Raw genomic sequence first — 21,738 nt, forward strand, 5'->3', positions numbered from 1 at the left:
ACATGAAGCGCCTGCTGCGTCTGCTGGCGCTGGTTGTTCTGGCCGTAGCCGCCTGGATGGCATGGCAGGCCTTCGCCCCGCCCCCCGTGCCGCCGCCGCAATCCGTGGCGGTGGACCGGGTCGACCGCATCCTGATCGAAAAATCTGCCCGCCGCCTCACCGCCAGCCGGAATGGCGAGACCGTGCTGGAATTCCCCATCGCACTTGGCTTTGCGCCCGCGGGCGGCAAACAGCAGGAAGGCGACGGCAAGACCCCCGAAGGCATTTTCCGCATCGACCGGCGCAATCCGAACAGCGCCTATCATCTGTCGCTGGGGATCGACTATCCGCAGCCCCAGGACCGCGCCCGCGCGCAGGCCGCGGGTGTCAGCCCGGGCGGCGATATCTTCATTCACGGGCAGCCGAACGCGGTGGGCAATCTGATCACCCTGCCCGGTGACTGGACCGCCGGCTGCATCGCTGTCAGCAATCAGCAGATGGAAACGCTGTGGCGACTGGCAGAGATCGGCACCGAGGTCGAAATCCGCCCCTGATTTAGCGGTTCAGACTTTGCCCTGCGACTGGTCAAAGGGAATCAGCCCCGCCGGCCCGTCCGGAGATTTGTAGAAATCCAGGGGCGCCTTGTCCGCAGCAGGGGTGGAGCGCTTGAATTCATAGCGCATCTCGCCGCCCTCTTCCTCGCCGGCCACGATCAGGCATTGCGACACGTGCCTGGCACCGTCATAGATATCGACTAGACCGCGCAGCATCGGGGCGGTTTCTGCCTCGACAGCAAATCCAGTCTTCCACAGCCGCAGCACCGGATAGAGCTCATTGTCCGCCATCACCCGCAGGCGGCTCTTGCGCCGCATCCCCTGCAGGCGTGCGGTGTCCAGCGCTTCCTGCACAGCTTTGGGTACATAGGTATTCATAGCAGCGGCCTTCCAAATGCGTGGGTTTACACGAACCCCTTCTTTCAACGGTGCGTCACAAATATATAAAATCAAGTGAACATTTTCGAAAATTTGACGGCCGCGCAATTTTGTTGCTCCTGTGCAGGGGTGCAGACGGCCTGCGCGCTGGCTTGCATAGGCGTGCGCGCCTTGCCTGCATATGTTTGCCAAGCACAGCAGCAGGAGCAGATGCGATGGGCCTATTGATCGACGGGAAATGGCACGACCAGTGGTATGACACCAAATCCACCGGCGGCGCCTTCAAGCGCAGCGAATCGCAGTTCCGCAACTGGATCACCGCCGACGGCAGTGCCGGCCCCTCAGGCAAAGGCGGCTTCAAAGCCGAAAGCGGACGATACCACCTTTATGTTTCGCTGGCCTGCCCATGGGCGCATCGCACGCTGATTTTCCGCAAGCTGAAGGGACTGGAGGACCACATCGCCGTCTCTGCCGTGCATCCCGACATGCTGGACGAAGGCTGGACCTTCGAGACGGACGCACACGGCGCCACCGGCGACGCCCTTTTCGGCAGCTCCCACCTGCATCAGGTCTATACCCGCGCGGACGCGGAATACACCGGGCGGGTGACAGTGCCGGTGCTGTGGGACAAGGCGCAAGCCACCATCGTCTCCAACGAAAGCGCCGAGATCATCCGCATGTTCAATGCGGCCTTCGACCGCCTCACCGGCAACAGCGATGACTACTGGCCGGAGGAGCTGCGCGAGCCGATCGAAGCGGTGAACGCCCGTGTTTACAGCACCATAAACAACGGCGTCTACAAATGCGGCTTTGCCACGTCGCAGGAGGCCTACGGCAACGCCGTAGCACCGCTGTTCGAAAGCCTCGACTGGCTGGAGGACCTGCTGTCCCAGCACCGCTACCTGCTGGGCGAGCGCATCACTGAGGCCGACTGGCGGCTGTTCACCACCCTGCTGCGCTTTGACCCCGTGTACCACACGCATTTCAAATGCAATCGCAAGCGGCTGATGGACTACCCGAACCTCTGGGCCTACACCCGCGAGCTGTACCAGTGGCCGGGGGTTGCTGAGACGGTGGGAATGCAGCATATCGTGCGCCACTATCATTACAGCCACGACACCATCAATCCGCACCGGATCATTCCGATCAATCCCGAGATCAACTGGCAGGAGCCGCACCGGCGCGGCTGACACCGGGCTGTTCCGCCCTCCCCGCGTAAATAGGGAGTTCACGCACCGCGCCGCTTAGGGTAATACGCGCAGTGCCTCACATGGCAGCCGGCCTTGGCCGGAGCGAACTCTCACCGGTGGCGACCGCGATGCATGTTTCCTCTCACGACCCGGCCCCCCAGCCCCGCGACCACGGCGGCAATCTGAGCGCCGCCATCGCCGCGTTCGGCGGCAGCCGCAGCGGCTGGATCGACCTTTCCACCGGTATCAACCCGCACCCCTACCCGCTGCCGGATTTCACCGCGGGTGACTGGGGCGCCCTGCCCGATGCGGATGCGCTCGCGGATCTGGAACGGGCCGCCCGCGCCTTCTGGAACATTCCTGAGGGGGCGGCGGTTCTGGCCGCGCCCGGTGCCTCTGCCCTGATCGCGGCGCTGCCAGCCCTGGCTGAACCGCGCTGGGTGCAGATCAGCAAACCCACCTATAACGAACACGCCGCCGCCTTTGAGGCCCGCGGCTGGATCGTCAGGGTCCACGGGCCGGCCGAAGCCAGGGTTGCGGTGCATCCCAACAATCCCGACGGACGCCTGTGGCACGAAGATGAGCTGACAGCCCCGATGACGATCATCGATGAGAGTTTCTGCGACATCTGCCCGGACCAGAGCCTGATCCGCTTGGCCGCCCGCCCCGGCGTGATCGTGCTGAAAAGCTTTGGCAAATTCTGGGGGCTTGCCGGCCTGCGGCTGGGTTTCGCCATCGGCGACCCCAGGCTGATTGCGCAGCTGGCCACTTGGCAAGGCCCCTGGGCAGTGTCCGGCCCGGCGTTGCGCACCGGTGCGCTGGCCTTGCAGGATCACGCCTGGGCAAATGCCACCCGTGCCCGGTTGCATCAGGACGCCGCGCGGCTGGACGAACTGGTGCTTGCCAAGGGCGCCAGTCTGGCAGGCGGCACCGATCTGTTCCGGCTTTACAATGTGGATAATGCAGCCGCCTGGCAGGAGAAGCTTGCCCGTGCCCATATCTGGAGCCGCATCTTCCCCTACTCTAGGACCTTCCTGCGCCTCGGCCTGCCGCCCGCGGATGGCTGGGACCGGCTGGAGGCCGCGCTATGACCACCGCCGGAATGCTCGCCGTTGCCATGCTGCTTGATGCGATCTTTGGCGAGCCGAAATGGCTTTGGTCGCGCCTGACCCACCCGGCGGTGCTCATGGGCAGGCTGGTCGGCTTCCTCGACCGCAGACTCAACACCGGCCCCAATCGCCGCGCCAAGGGCGTGGCGGCAGCGGCGGCCCTGATTCTGGCAGGCTTGATTGCTGGCAATCTGCTGGCCCTGCCCGGCACGCTGGCAGAAATTCTGGTGGCGGCCATTCTGATCGCCCAGCGGTCCCTGACCGACCATGTTGCAGCCGTGGCCCAAGGCCTGCGCAGCGGCCTTGATGAAGGGCGCAAGGCGGTGGCGATGATCGTCAGCCGCGACACCGCCAGCATGACCGCCCCCCAGGCCGCGCGCTCTGCCATTGAAAGCGGCGCCGAGAACATGTCGGACGGCGTCATAGCCCCGGCTTTCTGGTTCCTGATCGCAGGGCTGCCGGGGCTGCTCGTCTACAAGATGGTCAACACCGCCGACAGCATGATCGGCTACCGCAACCAGCGGTATCAGGAATTCGGATGGGCCTCTGCCCGGCTGGATGACCTGCTGAACCTGATCCCGGCGCGGCTGACCGGACTGTTGATCGCTGCTGCCAGCGGCCAGCTGCGCTCCTGGCGTGCCATTGCAGAGGATGCACGCAAGCACCGCTCCCCCAACGCCGGCTGGCCCGAGGCCGCAATGGCGCGGGCACTGAACACCTCCCTGGCCGGACCGCGTTCCTATGACGGGCAGATGCGCGACTTTCCCTGGGTTCATGTCACTGGTGCCAAAAGCGCCAGCGCCGAAACCATTGGCCGTTCCGTTACGCTGCTTTGGCAGGCATGGGGCCTCGCGCTGGTGCTGACTGTTGCCATTGCCGCGATTTTCTAGCACATAGACCCAGTGGGAGCGGTAAGACCAAGGAGCGCCAGAATCATGCGCCTAATGCCCTTTGTCCTCGCAGCGGCCCTGCTGCCTGCTGCGGTATCAGCCCAATGCGGCGGCGGTTTTCAGAACTTTGTGAACCTGATGAAGGACGAGGCCATCCAGGCCGGGTATGACAACGCCACGGTCAATACCTTCTTTGCCGGCGCCCGCCAGGATTCCCGCGTGCTTCAGGCCGACCGCGGCCAGGGTGTCTTCCAGAAACCCTTTATCGACTTCTCCCGCCGCCTGATTTCGCAGCAGCGGCTCCAGCGCGGCCGTCAGATGGCGCAGAAGCACGATTCCACCTTCCAGCGGATCGAAAGCACCTACGGCATCGACCGCGGCGTGCTGCTGGCCTTCTGGGCGTTTGAGACAGACTACGGCGGCTATCAGGGCGATTTCAGCACCCGCAACGCGCTGGTCACCCTGGCGCATGACTGCCGCCGCCCTGAGCTGTTCCGGCCGCAGGTGTTTGCAGCTCTGGAGTTGTACAAACAGGGCAACTTTGACCCGGAACGCAGCACCGGTGCCTGGGCAGGCGAAATCGGCATGGTGCAGATGCTGCCGGGCGATATCCTGCAGCATGGTGTCGATGCCGATGGCGACGGCAAAGTCAGCCTGAAAACCTCTGCCCCGGATGCGCTGATGTCAGGTGCGCGGATGCTGTCGCACATGGGCTGGCAGCCGGGTCAGCCCTGGCTGCAAGAGGTCACCCTCCCCGAAGACCTCGACCTGTCGCTCAGCGGCACCGCGCATAAGAAATCTGTGGCCCAGTGGCGCACGCTGGGCGTGGCCGCGCGGGACGGCGCTTTGCCGGAGCCGTCGATGCGCGCCTCGCTGCTTCTGCCGCAGGGCCACAAGGGGCCTGCATTCCTCGCCTATCCGAATTTCGATGTCTTTTTCGAGTGGAACCAGAGCTTCACCTATGTGCTGACCGCCGCCTATTTTGCCAACCGGCTGCAAGGGGCGGATATCTATGAAGCCGGCGCACCCGACAATGGTCTGACCGGCACTCAGATGAGACAGCTGCAGCAGAAACTGCAGGCCCGCGGCCACAATGTGGGTGACATCGACGGCATCCTCGGCGCCCGCACCCGTGTCGCCGTGCAAAAGGAACAAGCCCGTCTCGGCCTGCCCGCCGATGCCTGGCCGACACCTGCGCTGCTGAAAAGGCTCTAACACAGAGCTCTAACGCACCGGGAAGCGATCGCCCTTTTCGGTGATCAGGATGACCCGGCGGCCGTTGCGGACATAGAGGTCGCAGCGTGCGAACCCATTAGCGAAATCCACGCAAACGCTGCCGTCCCCGGCAATCCGGAAAGTTCCCCAGGCGGTGCCGCCGCCGTTTTCCGCGGAATAGGTATAGGCATAGGCGCCGCTGTTGCCGTATTGCGACTCGCCGCCGTCATAGAAGCGGAAAGAGCGCCCCGGCAGCGCCTCCAGTTCCTCCTGGGCAAAGGGTATGTCGCCAGTGCGCAAGTCCCACTCGCCGGCCAGGGCACTGCCTGCCATCAGACAAAAGAAAAGGGGCATGATCCATCTCATGCCCCACCTTAGCGTTTGATCCTGCAGCCTGTTGTCACGATCCGGTGACAGGCAGAATCACCAGTCGATGAATTCCTCGAAATCCTGCACAGCGCGGTTCCATATGCCCACGGTCTGGGCGAAGTCATCTGCGCTCATGCCTTTGTCACCCAGCAAAACGTCCATCTCAATCCGCGCAGAGCCTTCATCAGAGACATATGCACGGGCAAACCGGTTTTCGGTATTCCACTCATTGATCTTGGACAGGCGCACACTGCCGTCGGTCTGATAGCCAGAGAAGAACTGGATCGCGTCACAGTCGATATTGTTTTCGCAGCCGTAATAGTAGACCGAAAAATCGTTACCGTAGTATTCAACCTTGAGGTTCGGATCGCCGACGCTGTCGGTGGTTACTTCAACCTCTGCGCCTTCGTCCTTAAAGAAATTGGCGACGCTGTTACCGTCTTTTGCCACCACATTTTCAGCCATCGCGGCAGCCGGCACCATCAGTACCGCTGATGCGGCAATTGCTTTCAGCATATTCATTTTTAACTCCACAAAACTTCGCCGTTGCAAAAGGAGGCCGGCGCAGATCCCCCCCTGCACCGGGCCTCAGGCCACCATCGCCTCTGCCTTCTTGAGGTCAACCGAAACCAGCTGGCTGACACCCTTTTCCTGCATGGTGACGCCGAAAAGCCGGTCCATACGCGCCATTGTCACCGCGTGGTGAGTAATGATCAGGAAGCGGGTGTCGGTCTGGCGGCACATCTCGTCCAGCAGGTCGCAAAAACGGGTGACGTTGGCGTCATCCAGCGGCGCGTCGACCTCGTCCAGCACACAGATCGGGGCCGGGTTCGACAGGAACACCGCAAAGATCAGCGCCATCGCGGTCAGCGTCTGCTCGCCGCCCGACAGCAGCGACAGGGTCGACAGCTTTTTGCCCGGCGGCTGGCACATGATCTCCAGGCCCGCATCCAGCGGATCGTCGCTCTCGACCATAACCAGATTGGCCTCGCCGCCGCCGAACAGATGGGTGAACAGCATCGCAAAGCTGTTGTTCACCTGCTCAAACGCGGTCAGCAGCCGCTCCCGGCCCTCACGGTTGAGGCTGGCAATACCGTCGCGCAGGGTCTTCACCGCGCCCTCCAGGTCCAGCTTCTCGGCCACCAGCGTGTCATGCTCGTTCTGCACGCCGCGGGCATCTTCCTCCGCGCGCAGGTTGACCGCGCCCAGGGCATCGCGCTGCCGCTTGCAGCGGTCCACGTCGTGTTCCAGATCATCCGAGGCCGGCATCTCATCCGGCGATACGCCCAGCTTCTCCAACAGCGCCTGCGGGGTGATCTGCTGCGCCTCGATGATGCGGCCCGCGGCCTGGGTCACCGCCTCTTTGGCGGCATCGCTGCGCGCCTCGGAACGGGCCCGTGCCTCCCGCGCCTCGGAGGCCAGCCGCTCGCATTCGCGTTCCTTGTGAACCGCCTCGCGCAGCTCGGCCTCAGCCGCAATCAGCGCCTCAGTGGCAGCGGATTTGCGCGCTTCGGCATCAGAAATCGCTTCGTTCAGCTCCTCACGCTTCTCGGCAATCTCTGCCGGAACCGCGTTGGCCTCTTCCAGCTCCTCCTGCGAGGCTTCGCGGCGCTCGGCCAGCTCCTCTATCCGCGCCTCGGCGCTTTCCAGGCGGTGGCGCCAGCCAGACAATTCCTTGGTCACTTCCTGCGCGCGCTTGGTGCGGGCCTCACCCTCGCGGCGCAGCTCATCGTGGCTGGAACGGTGCGTCAGCATGGTAATCCGCGCCGCCTCAACCGACTGTTTGATGTCCTCGACCGCGCTGCGGGCCTGATCCAGGTCGCCCAGTTCCCCCAGCGCCTTCTCCGCCTCTTTCAGCTGCAGGCCTGCGTTCAGCGCGTCTTCCGCATGGCGCGACACCGCGATGCCCAGGGTTTCCAGCTTGGCCTCCGCCAGGTTGCGATCGGCCTCTGCCCGGCTGAGGGCACGGGCGGCATCGGCCACCCGCTGATCCGCCACCCGCCGCGCCTGGCGGGCGTTCTGGTCGGCCAGCGTCACCTCTTCCAGTTTTTGCAACAGCATCTCATGCGCGGCGCGGGCACCGTCCGCGGTGGCGCTGACGCGCTCCATTTCCTGCTTCAGCGCTTCCAGCTTGTTCAGCTGCTCCAGCCGCAGGGCCGCGGCGCTCGGCGCGTCCTCGGCCCAGGCGCGGTAGCCGTCCCAGCGCCACAGGTCGCCCTCGACCGTGACCAGCCGCTGGCCCGGCAAAAGCTGCGCCTGCAGGGCTGCTGCCGCATCGCCGTCCACCAGGCCGATCTGCGCCACCCGGCGGGCAAGTGCCTCAGGGCCGGAGACAAACAGCGCCAAGGGCTGCACGCCCTCCGGCAGCGCCGCATCACGGTCATAGCCCGGCAAAGCGACCCAGCCGGTCGGCCCGTCCGCATCCGCCAGCGGCGCGCGCAGATCATCCGCCAGCGCTGCGCCCAGAGCTTTCTCATAGCCCGGCGAAACGGTCAGCTCATCCAGAACCTGGCCGCCCTCGGCAGTGTCACGCTCCACCAGCTTGGCCAGTGCCGTCACTTCGGCGCGCAGCGCACCCAGCTCACCCTCAGCTTCAGAGCGCTGCGAACGCGCCTCCGCCTCGCGGCTCTGGGTCTCGGTCCGCGCCTCGTCTGCGGCTTCCAGCGCCTCTTCCGCCATCTCAGAGGCCTCACGGGCCTCTTCTTCTGCGGTCACCGCGGTTTCGAATTTCTCTGCCGCCAGCTCCAGCGCGTCCTGCGCCTCGCTCTGGGCAGCGCGGGCTTTCTCTGCCTCGCCCTCAGACCGGCCCAAAGCGCGCTGGCAATCCTCGACGGCGCGCCGCGCCGACTGGTGGCGGGCGGCCAGACGGGCCACATCCTCAGTCACCTGTGCGAGGTGATCCTCGCGCGCCTGCAGGATCGAGCCTGCATCGCGTGCCAGCTCCGCCGCCTCCGTCAGTTTGCCGTCATGCCCGTCACCGGCCTTGGACAGCTCGCGCTGCTCCCATTCCAGCCGCTCGATGGTTTCGCCCGCGTCCTTGTTCAGGCCAGTCTCACGCTCGATGTCATTGCCCAACTGCAGGATCCGGCTGCTCAGCCGCTCGATGCTCTGGCGCGCCTGCGCCTCCTGGTCGCTCAGCGAGTCGCGCTGCACCACAAGCCGCTGCAGGATGGCAGCGGCAATCGCTTCCTCCTCGCGCAAGGGGGGCAGCTTTTCCTCAAAGGTGCCGCGCTGCGCCGCTGCGGCACGCACCAGCGCCTCCGCTTTGGCGGCCTGCTCGACCCGCACCCGCAGCTCATCCTCTGAGGCCAGCCGCGCCTCATCCGCCTCGCGCCAGCGGCGGTACAGCAGCATCCCTTCGGACAGCCGCAGCTTCTCGCCGATCTCGCGGTAGCGCTGCGCCTGCCGCGCTTGTTTGGCCAGCTGCGCCAGTTGCCCTGCCAGTTGCTCAATCACGTCATCGACGCGGAGCAGGTTGGCCTCGGTGTTCTTCAGCTTCAGCTCTGCCTCATGACGGCGCTGATAAAGGCCGGAGATCCCTGCCGCCTCTTCCAGAATGCGCCGCCGCGCCTTGGGCTTGGCATTGATCAGCTCAGCGATCTGCCCCTGCCGCACCAGCGCCGGCGAATGCGCGCCGGTGGAGGCATCGGCAAACAGCATCTGCACATCGCGCGCCCGCACGTCCTTGCCGTTGGATTTATAGGCGCTGCCCACATCCCGGGTGATGCGGCGCACGATCTCCAAACCGTCGGCATCGTTGAAGCCCGAGGGCGCCAGCCGTTCTGAGTTGTCGATATTGAGGCTCACCTCGGCAAAGTTGCGCGCAGGCCGCGACGAGGTGCCGGCAAAGATGACATCCTCCATGCCGCCGCCGCGCATTGCCTTGGCGCGGGTTTCCCCCATCACCCAACGCAATGCCTCCAGAAGATTGGATTTGCCGCAGCCATTTGGCCCCACAACCCCTGTCAGCCCATCGGCAATGACCAGTTCGGTAGGATCAACAAAGCTTTTGAAGCCGTTCAGCCTGAGCTTGGAAAACCGCAAAGCTGCCCCTTCGTGATTCCGTATCGAGAAAGTTCAGCGGTTCCTATCCTGTGAGTCAACGCTCCGCACCCCCAAATCGGGGCGAACTGGGCTCAATTCACACCATATCTTGTGGATAACCCGCAGGATCCGGCAATCTTTTGCCAAGCTGCGGGACAATGGGCGTCAGGCTGACCGCAACAGCCGCCCCAGCCGCGCAATTCCTTCCTCAATGGCCGTGTGGTTGGAGTTGGAAAAACTCAGCCGGATCGTGTTCTGACCGCTGCCATCAGCAAAGAACGCTTGGCCGGGGACAAAGGCCACCCGCTCCGTCTCCAACGAACGGGCCAGCAGCTGCGCGCCTTCCATACCCTCCGGCAGGGTTACCCAGATGAACATGCCGCCCTCGGGCCGGGTCCACTCCACGCCTTCCGGCATATGCTCCGCCATGGCCGCCAGCATCACGTCGCGGCGGCGCTGATAGACCGCGCGCAATTGGCCGGCGTGTTCGTCGAAACAGGCCTCCGCAACGCCGTGCACCGCCATCTGGTTGATCGACGAAGTATGCAAATCCGCCGCCTGTTTCAGCAGCACCATCTGCGAGATCACCGGCGTGGCCGCCACCGCCCAGCCGATCCGCACCCCCGGTGCCAGCGTCTTGCTGAAGGTGCCGCAGTAGACAGTCCGGCAATCCTCGATCGACCCCTTCTGTTCCAGTTCCAGCGCCAGCACAGGCGGCACCGGTTCCCCATCATAGCGCAGCGACTGATAGGCCGCGTCTTCTATTATGGCACAGTCCAGCGCCTCAGCGACATCCAGCAGCCGCAGCCGCCCGGCACGGTCCAGCGTCTCTCCGGTCGGGTTGGCAAAGTCCGGCGAGAGATAGGCAAATTTTACTGCACTGCCTGCCTCTGCCGCTGCTTCGGCATAGCTCTCTGCCGTGCGGTTGCCCCGCAGCGACAGCCGGTCATAGCGCGGTTCATAGGCGTTGAAGGCCGCCAGCGCCCCCAGATACGTGGGCCAGCCCACCAGCGCGGTGTCGCCCGGCGAGAGAAACAGTTTGCCCAGGTAATCCAGCGCCTGCTGAGAGCCGGAGGTGATCAGCACGTTTTCCGTCTCACAAACGATGCCTATCTTCACCATCTCCGCCACAATCCACTGCCGCAGCGGCAGATAGCCCTCACTGACGGAATACTGCAGCGCCTGCGCCTGCCGCTCCGGTGTCAGTGCGTTCCTAAAGGCTTCGGCAAATTCATCGGCCGGGAACAGCGCCGGATCCGGTATCCCGCCGGCAAAGGAGATGATGTCCGGCTGGTCCAGCAGCTTCAGCAATTCGCGGATTTCCGACGCCTTCATCCGGCTGTTGCGGGTGGCAAAGATCTGGTCCAACTGCATGCCTGTCTCCTGGCTCTTTGGCTTGTCTGGCTCATCTGGCTTGTGATCCAGGATCACGGTAGGCGGGCGCAAATTAAAGTCAACAATGCTGACCTGTTGTTACAGCCTTCGTGATACCGCCAGCCCTTGCGGCTGGCGCTACCGCGTGGTCATATAAATTGACCAATCCGCCAGAGCGACAAGATGCCCTTTCAGAAAGTCCAGCCCGAGAAACTCTCCGCCTCCGTTGTTAAGCAGATCGAGCAGCTGATCTTGCGCGGTATCCTTTCGCCCGGCGAACGGCTGCCCGCCGAACGGGAGCTGGCCGAGCGCCTCGGCGTCTCCCGCCCGTCTCTGCGCGACGCCATAAGCGAATTGCAGGCACGCGGCCTGCTGGCCTCCAAGGCCGGGTCAGGCGTGTTTGTGGCGGATGTTCTGGGCTCCGCCTTCTCCCCTGCCCTGATCCAGCTTTTTGCCACCCATGATGAGGCGGTGTTCGACTACCTCTCATTCCGCCGCGACATGGAGGGGCTGGCCGCGGAACGCGCAGCCCGGTTCGGGTCGGACTATGACCTGCAGGTGATCCAGGCGATCTTTGACAAGATGGAGGCAGCCGGCAACCCCGCCGTATCCGAGGAAGCGGCACAGCTTGACGCACAGTTCCATTCCGCCATCATGGACGCCAGCCACAACGTGATCATGCTGCACATGATGCGGTCAATGTTCGACCTCCTGCGAGAGGGCGTGTTCTACAACCGCCGCATCATGTTCCAGCAGCACACCACCTATGAGGCGCTGCTGGAGCAGCACCGCGCCATCAACACCGCCCTGCAAGCCCGCGACCCGCAGGCCGCCCGCACCGCAGTCGAGGCGCATCTGGACTATGTGAAACAGGCCCTCACCGACCACCAGCGCGCCGAACGCAACGCCGAGGTGGCCAGACAGCGGCTGGAGCATGAAACCGGGAAAGGCTGACTGTCAGCGCTCCAGCCCCCGGATTGTGTTTTCTATAGCCTGAATACGGGTCTCGGAGTTCGGATGCGATGACATCCATTCCGGCGGCCCTGCCAATTCGGATTGGACCGTTTCGAAGAAGCTGATCAGCCCGCCAGGTGCAAAACCAGCGCGCGACGCAAGCTGCACACCGAATTCATCCGCCAATGCCTCCTGCTCCCTGCCGTACTGCAGCGACAGCAGCACATTGCCCTCCAGCAGAATATCCTCAAGCAAAGGACCAGTATCCCCGGCCACAAATGCGACAACGGCATACAGCCCGAGCGACCGGTACACCTGGCGCAGCCCGTGCTGCTCGACAACATGGCCGATTTCATGCCCCAGAACCCCGGCCAGAACGTCCTCCTCCGGGAACCGGTTCATCAAGTCGTCTGACACAATAACCGTTCCGCCGGGCAAAGCCATGGCATTGGGGCCCATTCCAGGCATCTCGCGGAACAGCAGCTGGAAGCTGACACCCCTGGGGGCGTCCCCTGCTTGGCTCAGCAGCCGTTGAAACACCTTGCGGGCGCGCTCTTTATCCTTTGCCTCCAGTTCCGAAGGCTCCATCAGCGCAAAATCGATGGCTTCGATTGTGCCGCGATCCATCTGCTCCAGGACGACAGGCGGGGTCACCGCTGCAGCAGCCGAAGCCAGTATGTCCAGACCATACTTACAAACCAGAAATGCCGCACACACCGCCATGACCGTGAATACTGCCAGGCGCGGCCGGAACTGTTCAAGTGTGTGCAGCCAGGTGCCGCGCGTGCGACCGGTCAATGCCAGCACGGCCTCATGATCGTCAGTTTCGAATAATGTGCCGTCCGGCAGGGTCAGGCGGCGCGGCTGGCGTCCCAGCGGCGGGTCCAGCGTGATTTCGCCCCAGGGCGCACTGCCAAGCGTCTTTCCATCCGGATCGACGACCTCCACTCTCATCACCGCGCTGCCCTGTGCGTCGCGGTGCAAAACCAATTCCGCCCGTTGCAGGCGCGAAGAAAGGCGCGCATAGGCGCGCCCTTCGATTTTTCCTGGCAAAGGGTAATTCGCCGCCATTTAGACCGGCAGCCCCACGTCAATGCCTTCGAAATCGGCATAGGCATCGCCCACAGCAGAGGCACGGCTGCTCTGAACATCGACGAAGCTGTCCAGCGACGTTCCCAGCACAACCCCGGTACACCCGGTCAGATAGCGCACCATGCGGATCTGCGCCCACGGCAGAAACAAACCCAGGCTGCAGACAACAACCACCATGTTCGAGATTGCAATCCACAGATACCGTCCTGCAGAAATCTCAGACCGGAACTGGTGGCCGCCTTCCAAAGTTGTGCTGTTGAACACAACGTTCCAGGTCAGCGCCTGATACAGCAGCACCGCCGGCAGGAACGCGAGGAAGAAGACAGCGTAAAAGCCCCCCATGAACAGCAGCACCGCACTCGGATCCGGGTTCTGTGATGCAAACGCATCCTGGAATGAGAGGAGCAATGCCGAACCCAGCACGGAATAGACCGCTGCACCCACTGCTGCGACCCACGCAAACGCAGCCAGGAACGCTTTGTAGAACGGCCCCAGCGGCGCTTCGAATTTAAATCCAGCCGTGCCCAGGCGGTGGTTTTCAATGCCGAACCGCCTGACCGCCCGGTCCAGCAGCGGGAAGGTCAGATAGGCCGTAAGAGCGGTCAGGATCGGGTAAATCAGGTAAACGAGCAGTGCCTGCCCGTACCCGGCCGAGAAACCGAAGCGGACGTTGGAAAAGCTTGTCATCCGCGCATTGAACATCATCGCCCGGATGATCAGCCAGGGAAAGATAAAGACCAAGCCCAGCAGCAGGACAGGTGCCAGGGCAGGCACCATCGTCAGAATCAGATTGTAGACAAAGAAGGCCCCGACAACGATTAGCCTCCCGACAAAGATCTGGCCGCCTGTCGCGTGATAGTCGAAGTTGCGTCCTTCGAGAGAGGTATTGTTGTAGAAATACTTGTGGCGCCGCACTTTGGCCCAGGCCGAATAAATGCCCAGCGTCACGATGCTCAGCAGAAGATTTACAATCCAGATCCCGAACCATTCTTTCGCGTTGCCGCGAAACACAAAACCGGTGGTGTTTGTATTCATTTACTAATGTCTCCAATAAAATCCCGGCCGCGCTCTGCATATCCGGCCAGGCCGCAAACTATGCCCTTCAATAACCGTTAAGGCGAAAGCCTGCCAGTCAGAACAACCGGGGTGCCAGTCTGTTTCCAAAACAAATACCTGCATTCCGCTGCACCCGCAGACCGGATCCAAGAAAGGCGCAGCGACAAAAAACCCGGCCGCTCAGGACCGGGTTCTTTTAACTTGTCTGTATCAGCCAGAGCTTAGTGCAGCTTGGCGTCCACATCCGCGATCGCAGCGTCGATCAGCTTGTTGGCCTCGGCGGCGGTCATCTGCTTGGAGATCACCTGATCCGCAGCGGCCACAGCGATGGTGATCGCCTGATCGCGCACTTCTTTCACAGCCGAAGCTTCTGCCGAAGCGATCTGATCCTCAGCGGCCGCCAGACGGCGGGCGATGGAGGTTTGCAGATCCGCCTTGGCCTGCTCAGCTGCGCGGGCAGCTTCGTCCCGGGCAGCAGCCACGATCTGGTCTGCCTGGGTCTGAACTTCCTGCTGCTTGCGCTCATAGGACGCCAGAACGGTCTGGGCCTCTTCACGCAGGGCACGGGCTTCGTCCAGTTCCTTCTGGATGCCTTCGGCGCGGTTGTCCAACTGGCCAGCCAGCAGCGACGGCACCTTGGCAAACAGCAGAATGCCGATGAACAGCACAAAGCCGAGACCCACAACCAGATTGGTGTTGGCCACGGTCCAGCCGCCGCCAGCTGCAAATGCAGGCGAAGCTGCACCAAAGGTCAGGGCAAGAGCGAGAATATTGCGCATGTCCTTATCCTTTCGTCCGCTGGGCAACTGCCGCGGCAATTGCGTCTTTGTCTGCCGAACCGCCCAGTGCTGCGACCAGCGCCTCTGCGGTATCGGTTGCAACTGCCTTCACGCTTTCCAGCGCGCCGGCCTTGATCTCGGCGATAGCCTTTTCGGACTCAGCAGCCTTGGCAGAGATCTGTTCGTCTGCTTTGGCAATTGCCTCGTCCAGCCCGGCCTGAATTTCTGCGCGGGTCTCGGCAGCGATGCGCTGCGCTTCCGCACGGGCATCCGCCAGAGCTTTGTTGTATGCGTTTTCGGCCTCGACAGCCTTGGCTTTCAGGTCTTCAGCCGCGGCGAGGTCATTGGTGATGGTCCCCTGACGCTCCGCCAGCACCGCAGCGATGCGGGGCAGCGCGACGCGCGACAGAATGAGGTAGATCACGACCAGGGCGACCACGAGCCAGAAAATCTGGTTCCCGAAGGTCGAGAAGTCCAGCTGCGGCATGCCCGGAGCAGACCCGTGCGCTGCGTCTGCGGCGCCGTGTGCTGCGTCTTGCGTATTAGATGCCATGTCGTCCTCCTTGGGAACTTGCCGTTACACCGGGCAGTGCAGGATTAAGCCGCACTGCCCGGCCGTAAGGAAATAGGTTCCTAAGGTCTTAGACGGCGAACATCAGCAGCAGAGCGACCAGGAACGAGAAGATGCCCAGTGCTTCTGCAAACGCGATGCCGATGAACAGGGTTGCGGTCTGGCCGGCGGCTGCCGACGGGTTGCGCAGAGCGCCTGCCAGGAAGTTGCCAGCCACGTGGCCCACACCGATTGCGGCTGCGCCGGAACCGATTGCTGCCAGGCCTGCGCCGACGAACTGACCGAGTTGTGCGATATCGCCTTCCATGATTTCTCTCCTTACGATGGAATGTGGTGATTTCTAGGTTGGGCGGGGCCGGTCATGGCGCCGCCCGGTAAACTTTCAGATCCTGGCCTTAGTGGCTCGGGTGCAGCGCATCCTTCAGGTACACGCAGGTCAGGATGGTGAACACGTAGGCCTGGATAAAGGCCACCAGAACTTCGAGTGCGTAAACCGCGGTGATGGCAAAGATCGGCAGAAAGCTGAACATGCCCAGTGCTGCGGCAAAGCCTGCGAACACTTTCAGAACCGCGTGGCCCGCCATCACATTACCGGCAAGACGGATGGAGTGGCTGACAGGGCGCACGAAGTAGGAAATCAGTTCGATGATGGCCAGGATCGGGCGGAGCGCCAGCGGCGCGCTCGACACCCAGAACAGGCCCAGGAAACCGGCGCCGTTCTTGACGAATCCAACGATGGTCACGGTAAGGAACACCAGCGCCGCCAGAACTGCGGTCACCGCGATGTGCGAGGTGGTGGTGAACGAACCGGGGATCAGGCCCAGGAAGTTGGCCATCACAATGAACATGAACAGGGTCATGATGTAGGGGAAGAACTTGACGCCGTCCTTGCCGGCCACGTCCTCAACCATCTTGTAGATGAAGCCGTAGGCCAGCTCCGCGACCGACTGCGCGCGGCCCGGCACGATGGCCCGGCGCGAGGAGCCCAGCACCAGCAGCGCGAACACGGCGGCAACGGCCAGAGCCATCCACAGGGTGACGTTGGTCGGGGTGTACCAGGAGATATGATCGCCAAACAGCGCCGAGACGTTGAACTGGTCCATCGGGTGGATTGCCAGCTCAGCCTTCTCCGGCGCAAAGATCAGGCCGGAGACCAGTACCAGCGCCAACGCCACGTAAAAGAAAATTTTGCCCATCGGTCCGCTTCTCCTGTCGCCGGTGTTTGATCCCGTCGGATCAGTCCCGGTCTTGCGCATTTTTTTCGGCCTCTTCGGCCAGTTTCTCTTTCTGGATCTCTTGCGCGGTGCGAAGCATCGTTTTCACCCCAGCCGCCAGGCCCAGCATTATGAACAGCACCATGAAGATGGGCAGGGTTCCAAACAGATGGTCCAGCCCGTATCCGATGCCAAAGCCGATCGCGAGACCGGCAACCAATTCGATCACCATCCGCCAAGCCTGATTGGCCAGAGAATAGTGCTCATCCGCGCGCGGCTTGGGCTCTTGGGCCTTACGCGCCGCTGCCAGCTTCTCCTCCAGCTGCGCCATGCGCTGCTTTTGGTCGTCGTCGGTCACGGGCGCCATCCTCACGCGAATTTCTATGCAGGGTGCTAAGGCCACGGGGCTTAGGAGTCAATTACAAGGATTGAAGATTCAAGATATACGTAACGCTTTGTTTTCAAGATATATTTACACCGGCACCGCGCACCGCGCCACACTGCCGCAGCCGCCGTTAACGCCAAACCGCCCCAGATTCCATATTCAACCGAAAGGTTGATTTTAGCCGAGCGGCTGTTTTGCCAGCCGCCGGCGCACGATCCGCCCGTCAATCAGCAGCAGCCCCGCCAGGATTGCCGCCATGCCCCACAGATGCTCTGCCAGCAGCGTTTCCCCCAGGATCCAGGTGCCCAGGAACAGCGCCGAAACCGGCGCAATCAGCGTCGGCATGGTTATGTTGGTCGGCCCCACTTTGGGCAGCACCCAGTAAAAGGCAATGAAAGCGGCAGAGGTCAGCACAAAGCCGATCATCAAGAGCGACGCCCAGGTTTCCATCCGCGTGATCACCGGCACCCCCTCGCTCCAGATCGCCAGCGGTGCAATCGCCGCGGTTGCTCCGGTCAGCGCTATCGCCACCAGAACGACCGGCTCCATGTCCCGGAAACCGCGCGCGATATTGACGGAAAAGGCATAGCACAGCGGCGCGCAGAGGGTGATCAGAACCGCCCATGCTTCCGAGGACTGACCGCCCTCCAGAATTGGCAGCGACAACAGCACAATGCCCAGGAAGCCGCACAGAACCCCCAGGGATTTGAGCACCGTCGCCCGCTCGCCGCCGGGCCAGAAATGCGACACCACAACCGCCAGCGCCGGAGTGGTCGCATTGACAATCCCCGCCACACCGCTGGCGATATGCTGCTGTCCCAGCGCATAAAACGCAAAGGGCGCGGCATAGCTGAGCACGCCGAACCCAAACAGCGCCAGCCAGCGCCGGGCGTCCGCTGGCACCTTTTTCCTCGCTGCCAGCACGTAGATCCAGCAGCCCAGCGCGCCAAAGCCCACACGGCCCATAGATACCGACAGCGGCCCCAGCTCGCGCAGCAGAATGGCATTGAACATGAACGACATGCCCCAGCCGATGCCGAGAATGAAAATCACTGCCCAATACCGCAATGCCATATCTGCTGCCCCTTCAAGATATCCCGCGCCCATCCATTGCAGTTTTTGCAGGATTGTCGACCCGGTTCTTGCCCTTTAGGAGTATCAGCCATGAGCGACACCCTCGACACCGTCTTTGCAGCCTTGGCCGACCCCACCCGCCGGGCCATCCTGACCATGCTTCTGGAAGATGACATGGCAGTCACCGATGTGGCAGAGCCGTTTGAGATGTCGCTGGCGGCAATCTCCAAGCACCTGACCATCCTGACCCGCGCCGGGCTGATCGCGCAGGAGAAGCGCGGCCGGGTCAAATGGTGCAAGCTGCAGCCCGACGCAATGCGGGCCGCCTCTGTCTGGATGCAGGGCTTCGGCCAGTTCGAGCCGGTGAACCTGGATGCCTTCGAACGCTTCCTGGTGGCAGAGCACCTGTCTGAGGACAGCCAGACCGGCAATTAGGGTCATGACCCTGGAGCCATTGGCTCCTAGCGGACGACGAACACCGAAATTTCGGAATGCAGCACCAGATGGCTGGCGTGGGAGGAGAACACATAGTCCAGGATTCCTGGCATATGCGTCGCGACCACGATCAGATCCACCTCCAGTTCTTTCGCGGTCCGGGTCAAAATGGAGTCGATCTCTGACCCGACATCGACGGAATGGATCGGCAGCCCCTCGACCCTTGCGCCGCTGCTCTCGGCAACCCTGCTGGTAAGTTCTGCCAGTTCATCACCGGATGAGCCCACAGTATGCGCGCCCTTGACCTGCTGATCCGTCACATGAACCAGCGTCACGCGCGCGCCGTGGTTCCTGGCGAAATCCGCCGCCACCTCCAGGGCCTTCTCAACCGCCGGGGGCATGTGCAGGTCGACGGGCACCATGATATGTTTGAACATTCTTCCCTCCCTTTCCTAACGCGTCCCTCGCTCAGGACCAGTATACAGGAAAACAAGGGTCTATAGTTGACCTGCCGCAAGCGCGTTCAGGCGCGCACCGGCTTGGCATCCCCTTCCAGCAGCATCACCAGCGCGGCCACCGACATCACCACCCCGATCAGCACCATGCCCGGCGGTGCGCCGCGGCCCAGCGCGATCTCCCACAGGATCACCCAGCTGGGAGTCAGGTAGGTATAGGCCATCACCTTGGCCGACGGCAGTCGCAGGGTCGCATACTGCAGCAGCACAAAGGTGGCGGAACTGGCAAAGACCGCAAGGTAAAGCAGGCCGATCCAGACAATGCCCGGCAGCTGCGCCCAATCGGTGGCCAGAATGTCCTGCCAGCCGAATGCCGCCAGCAGCGCGCCCCCCGCCAGCAGCATCCCGAAGGTGAACACCACCGCAGGCTCGCCGCGGTTAAGCTTGCGCACCATCGGGGTATAGATGGCGTGCAGCACGCAGCCCCAGAAATATATGATCTCCCCCTGGCCGACCTGGAACACCGCCAGGGCGCCCGGATCGCCGCGCACGATCACCCAGACCGCGCCGGCAGCGCCGATTGACAGCGCCAGCGCCATCCAGCGGGTGGTCACCTGCCGCAGCAGCAGCCAGCCAAAGCCTGCGCTCATTACCGGCACCAGCGTGAACACCGCCGCCGCGCTGACCGCTTCTGCCGTCTGCAGCCCATAGAACATCAGCACGAAATAGCCGCCGAACAACCCGCCCAGCACTGCAAACCGCCAGGGCGCCTGAAAATGCACGCGCTGCATCCCGGTGGTCGCCAGAGCGGCCACGCCGATCACCACCGCGGCAATGCCGAACCGGGCCGCGTTCAGCGCCGCCGGCGCAATTTCATTGGCTACCATCACACCCAGCGAGAACGATCCCGCCACTAGCGCCGAAAACAGCAGCATCGCCAGATGCCCGCGCAGAGCCTCGCTCACAGCTGCCAGTCCTTGGCCTGATCCTTCAGGAATTTCAGGAAGGTCTGCACCTTGGTGGTGCGATGCAGGTCCACATGGGTCACCAGCCACAGGGTGCCCTCCCACTCCTCCTGAGGCGCCATCATTTCCACCATATCCGGCTGCTGCCGCGCCTCCCAGGCCGCCATGAAGCCGATGCCCGCGCCGCTGCGCACCGCGTTTTGCATGGTGAAACCGTTGGAGCAGCGGAAGGAAATCGCCTCGGCCGGCGCATTGGCCCGCAGCCAGCGCGAAAACGGCGCGCGGCTGCTTTCATCGTCATTACCGATGAACCGGTGATTGGCCATGTCCTCGACCCCCTGCAGCACGCCGTATTTCTCGACATAGGATTTGGCGGCATAGAGCCCCACCTGCTGCTTCATAAACGGCTGCACCACGTTGTCCGGCTGATCCGGCGCATTGCCGGCCCGCACCGCCACATGCGCCTCGCCGTATTCCAGCCGGAACAGCCGGTCGCCGGTCAGATAGCGGATGATCAGCCCGGGATGCATGTCCTGAAACTCTTTCAGCGCCGGCACCAGCATTGGCGCGAATGACGCCAGCGAGGTCACCACCAGCTCTCCCGAGACATCGTCGCCGTGCCCCTTCAGCCGCCCGACCAGCTGGCTGAACTGGTCATCGGTGGCCTGCGCCACCCGCAACAGGTCCTGGCCGGCCTCCGTCGGGGTGTAGCCGCGGGCATGGCGCTGAAACAGCTTCACCCCCAGCCGCGCCTCGATCGCGTCGATATGGCGGATCACCGTCGCATGGTGCACGCCCAGAACCTCAGCAGCACCGCTGACCGTGCCCATCCGGGCGACCTGATAGGCGGTGCGAACCTCATCCCAGTTGTCCATGGCTGCCTCCTTGCCAATCCGCGCTCTATGCGCACATGCGCACAACTGATGTGAATTTTGCGGCGTTGCGTTCGAAAATGCAATAACCCAGATTCCTGTCAGCAACAAGCACAGGAATACCAAAATGACCCGCACCGTTCTGCACCTCGACTCCTCCGCCCGCACCGAAGGTTCGGTAACCCGGGACCTCTCCGCGCAGATCGTCAGCCGCCTTGCCGCTGGCAATGTGATCCGCCGCGACCTCGCCGCGCCGCTGCCGCTGCTGGACGGCGCCTGGATCGGGGCCAACTTCACCCCCGCAGACCAGCGCAGCGAGGAAGACAAGCAGCTGCTCGCCCTCTCCGACGCGCTGGTGGAGGAGCTGAAAAAGGCCGATACCATCGTGATCGGCACCCCGATCTACAACTTCTCGGTGCCCTCCACGCTCAAGGCCTGGATCGACCTGGTGGCCCGCGCCGGCGTCACCTTCCGCTATACGGACACCGGCCCCATCGGCCTTTTGGAAGGTAAGCGCGCCATTATCGCGGTGGCCTCCGGCGGCACCCAGGCCGGGTCCGACATCGACTTTGCCACCACCTACCTGCGCCATGTGCTGGGCTTTATCGGCATCACTGATGTCGAGATCGTGGCCGCCGACGCCATGTCGATCGACGCAGAGGGCGCGCTGGCCAAGGCCCGGACCCAGATCCAAGCGCTGGCGGCCTGATCCCCAGCACCGCCCCGCGCACCTGCCGTCAGCCCTACCCGGCTGGCGGCCTTTTAACGTTTGGCAGCACCGCCA

The 21,738-nt window shown here is 63.0% G+C and carries 24 protein-coding genes; 8 read left to right on the forward strand and 16 right to left on the reverse strand.

The features are described from left to right. The first annotated feature begins 2 nt into the window (after positions 1-2). Positions 3-533, forward strand: coding sequence for a L,D-transpeptidase family protein (locus AC5STB_RS03995; RefSeq protein ID WP_495441685.1), 531 nt, complete (start codon positions 3-5; stop codon positions 531-533). 9 nt (positions 534-542) lie between these two features. Here AC5STB_RS03995 and AC5STB_RS04000 read toward each other — a convergent pair whose 3' ends face one another. Further along, complete coding sequence (locus AC5STB_RS04000; protein WP_495441686.1) at positions 543-911, reverse strand: hypothetical protein; 369 nt, start codon at positions 909-911, stop codon at positions 543-545. A gap of 215 nt (positions 912-1,126) precedes the next feature. Between AC5STB_RS04000 and AC5STB_RS04005 the strand changes: the two genes are divergently transcribed. From AC5STB_RS04005 to AC5STB_RS04020, 4 genes are all read left to right on the forward strand, one after another. Then, the gene (locus tag AC5STB_RS04005) at positions 1,127-2,101 is read left to right on the forward strand and encodes a glutathione S-transferase family protein (RefSeq protein ID WP_495441687.1); all 975 of its coding nucleotides are present in this window, start codon (positions 1,127-1,129) and stop codon (positions 2,099-2,101) included. 128 nt (positions 2,102-2,229) lie between these two features. After that, the gene (locus AC5STB_RS04010) at positions 2,230-3,192 is read left to right on the forward strand and encodes a threonine-phosphate decarboxylase (RefSeq protein WP_495444555.1); all 963 of its coding nucleotides are present in this window, start codon (positions 2,230-2,232) and stop codon (positions 3,190-3,192) included. After that, entirely contained in the window at positions 3,189-4,100 is a 912-nt protein-coding gene (gene cbiB, locus AC5STB_RS04015; protein WP_495441688.1) for an adenosylcobinamide-phosphate synthase CbiB, read from the forward strand. The genes AC5STB_RS04010 and cbiB overlap by 4 nt, the downstream gene beginning before the upstream one ends. A 45-nt stretch (positions 4,101-4,145) precedes the next feature. Beyond that, complete coding sequence (locus tag AC5STB_RS04020) at positions 4,146-5,315, forward strand: lytic murein transglycosylase (RefSeq protein ID WP_495441690.1); 1,170 nt, start codon at positions 4,146-4,148, stop codon at positions 5,313-5,315. A 9-nt stretch (positions 5,316-5,324) separates the two neighbouring features. Here the strand turns inward: AC5STB_RS04020 and AC5STB_RS04025 are convergent, their stop codons facing one another. The 4 genes from AC5STB_RS04025 to AC5STB_RS04040 form a co-directional block, all read right to left on the reverse strand. Beyond that, positions 5,325-5,669, reverse strand: coding sequence for a hypothetical protein (locus AC5STB_RS04025; protein ID WP_495441691.1), 345 nt, complete (start codon positions 5,667-5,669; stop codon positions 5,325-5,327). A gap of 69 nt (positions 5,670-5,738) precedes the next feature. Then, the gene (locus AC5STB_RS04030) at positions 5,739-6,206 is read right to left on the reverse strand and encodes a YbjN domain-containing protein (RefSeq protein WP_495441692.1); all 468 of its coding nucleotides are present in this window, start codon (positions 6,204-6,206) and stop codon (positions 5,739-5,741) included. A gap of 66 nt (positions 6,207-6,272) precedes the next feature. Further along, positions 6,273-9,728: a chromosome segregation SMC family protein gene (locus tag AC5STB_RS04035; protein ID WP_495441693.1), complete on the reverse strand. Its 3,456-nt coding sequence runs from the start codon at positions 9,726-9,728 to the stop codon at positions 6,273-6,275. Between the two features lie 165 nt (positions 9,729-9,893). After that, on the reverse strand, positions 9,894-11,102 hold the full coding sequence (locus tag AC5STB_RS04040) for an aminotransferase-like domain-containing protein (RefSeq protein WP_495441694.1): 1,209 nt from the start codon (positions 11,100-11,102) through the stop codon (positions 9,894-9,896). A 183-nt stretch (positions 11,103-11,285) separates the two neighbouring features. Between AC5STB_RS04040 and AC5STB_RS04045 the strand changes: the two genes are divergently transcribed. Then, on the forward strand, positions 11,286-12,056 hold the full coding sequence (locus AC5STB_RS04045; protein ID WP_495441695.1) for a FadR/GntR family transcriptional regulator: 771 nt from the start codon (positions 11,286-11,288) through the stop codon (positions 12,054-12,056). A 3-nt stretch (positions 12,057-12,059) separates the two neighbouring features. Here AC5STB_RS04045 and AC5STB_RS04050 read toward each other — a convergent pair whose 3' ends face one another. The 8 genes from AC5STB_RS04050 to AC5STB_RS04085 all read right to left on the reverse strand — a co-directional run bounded on the left by AC5STB_RS04050 (position 12,060) and on the right by AC5STB_RS04085 (position 18,227). Beyond that, positions 12,060-13,127, reverse strand: coding sequence for a M48 family metallopeptidase (locus AC5STB_RS04050; RefSeq protein ID WP_495441696.1), 1,068 nt, complete (start codon positions 13,125-13,127; stop codon positions 12,060-12,062). Next, positions 13,128-14,183 carry a YjgN family protein gene (locus AC5STB_RS04055; protein ID WP_495441697.1) on the reverse strand — a complete coding sequence of 352 codons (1,056 nt, stop codon included), beginning with the start codon at positions 14,181-14,183 and terminating at the stop codon, positions 13,128-13,130. Positions 14,184-14,425: 242 nt separating this feature from the next. Continuing rightward, a complete protein-coding gene (locus AC5STB_RS04060) occupies positions 14,426-14,983 on the reverse strand; it encodes a F0F1 ATP synthase subunit B (RefSeq protein WP_495441698.1) in 558 nt (185 codons plus the stop codon). 4 nt (positions 14,984-14,987) lie between these two features. Further along, on the reverse strand, positions 14,988-15,536 hold the full coding sequence (locus tag AC5STB_RS04065) for a F0F1 ATP synthase subunit B' (RefSeq protein ID WP_495441699.1): 549 nt from the start codon (positions 15,534-15,536) through the stop codon (positions 14,988-14,990). A gap of 88 nt (positions 15,537-15,624) precedes the next feature. Further along, on the reverse strand, positions 15,625-15,861 hold the full coding sequence (locus AC5STB_RS04070) for a F0F1 ATP synthase subunit C (RefSeq protein WP_008553903.1): 237 nt from the start codon (positions 15,859-15,861) through the stop codon (positions 15,625-15,627). An 88-nt stretch (positions 15,862-15,949) separates the two neighbouring features. Continuing rightward, entirely contained in the window at positions 15,950-16,750 is an 801-nt protein-coding gene (locus AC5STB_RS04075; RefSeq protein ID WP_495441700.1) for a F0F1 ATP synthase subunit A, read from the reverse strand. Positions 16,751-16,790: 40 nt separating this feature from the next. Further along, entirely contained in the window at positions 16,791-17,135 is a 345-nt protein-coding gene (locus tag AC5STB_RS04080; protein WP_495441701.1) for an AtpZ/AtpI family protein, read from the reverse strand. A gap of 195 nt (positions 17,136-17,330) precedes the next feature. Further along, entirely contained in the window at positions 17,331-18,227 is an 897-nt protein-coding gene (locus AC5STB_RS04085; protein ID WP_495441702.1) for a DMT family transporter, read from the reverse strand. Between the two features lie 90 nt (positions 18,228-18,317). Between AC5STB_RS04085 and AC5STB_RS04090 the strand changes: the two genes are divergently transcribed. Next, positions 18,318-18,662 (forward strand): ArsR/SmtB family transcription factor, encoded by a 345-nt coding sequence (locus AC5STB_RS04090; RefSeq protein ID WP_495441703.1) that lies wholly within the window; start codon positions 18,318-18,320, stop codon positions 18,660-18,662. Positions 18,663-18,688: 26 nt separating this feature from the next. Here AC5STB_RS04090 and AC5STB_RS04095 read toward each other — a convergent pair whose 3' ends face one another. From AC5STB_RS04095 to AC5STB_RS04105, 3 genes are all read right to left on the reverse strand, one after another. Continuing rightward, a complete protein-coding gene (locus AC5STB_RS04095; protein WP_495441705.1) occupies positions 18,689-19,099 on the reverse strand; it encodes a universal stress protein in 411 nt (136 codons plus the stop codon). 86 nt (positions 19,100-19,185) lie between these two features. Then, entirely contained in the window at positions 19,186-20,082 is an 897-nt protein-coding gene (locus AC5STB_RS04100) for a DMT family transporter (RefSeq protein ID WP_495441706.1), read from the reverse strand. Beyond that, entirely contained in the window at positions 20,079-20,957 is an 879-nt protein-coding gene (locus AC5STB_RS04105; protein ID WP_495441707.1) for a LysR family transcriptional regulator, read from the reverse strand. Before AC5STB_RS04105 ends, AC5STB_RS04100 begins: the two co-directional genes overlap by 4 nt. A 124-nt stretch (positions 20,958-21,081) precedes the next feature. On the opposite strand from AC5STB_RS04105, the gene AC5STB_RS04110 reads away from it, so the two are divergent. Beyond that, entirely contained in the window at positions 21,082-21,663 is a 582-nt protein-coding gene (locus AC5STB_RS04110) for an FMN-dependent NADH-azoreductase (RefSeq protein ID WP_495441708.1), read from the forward strand. Positions 21,664-21,738 lie beyond the last annotated feature (75 nt).

This window comes from Leisingera sp. CC-HEC093, assembly GCF_059429195.1.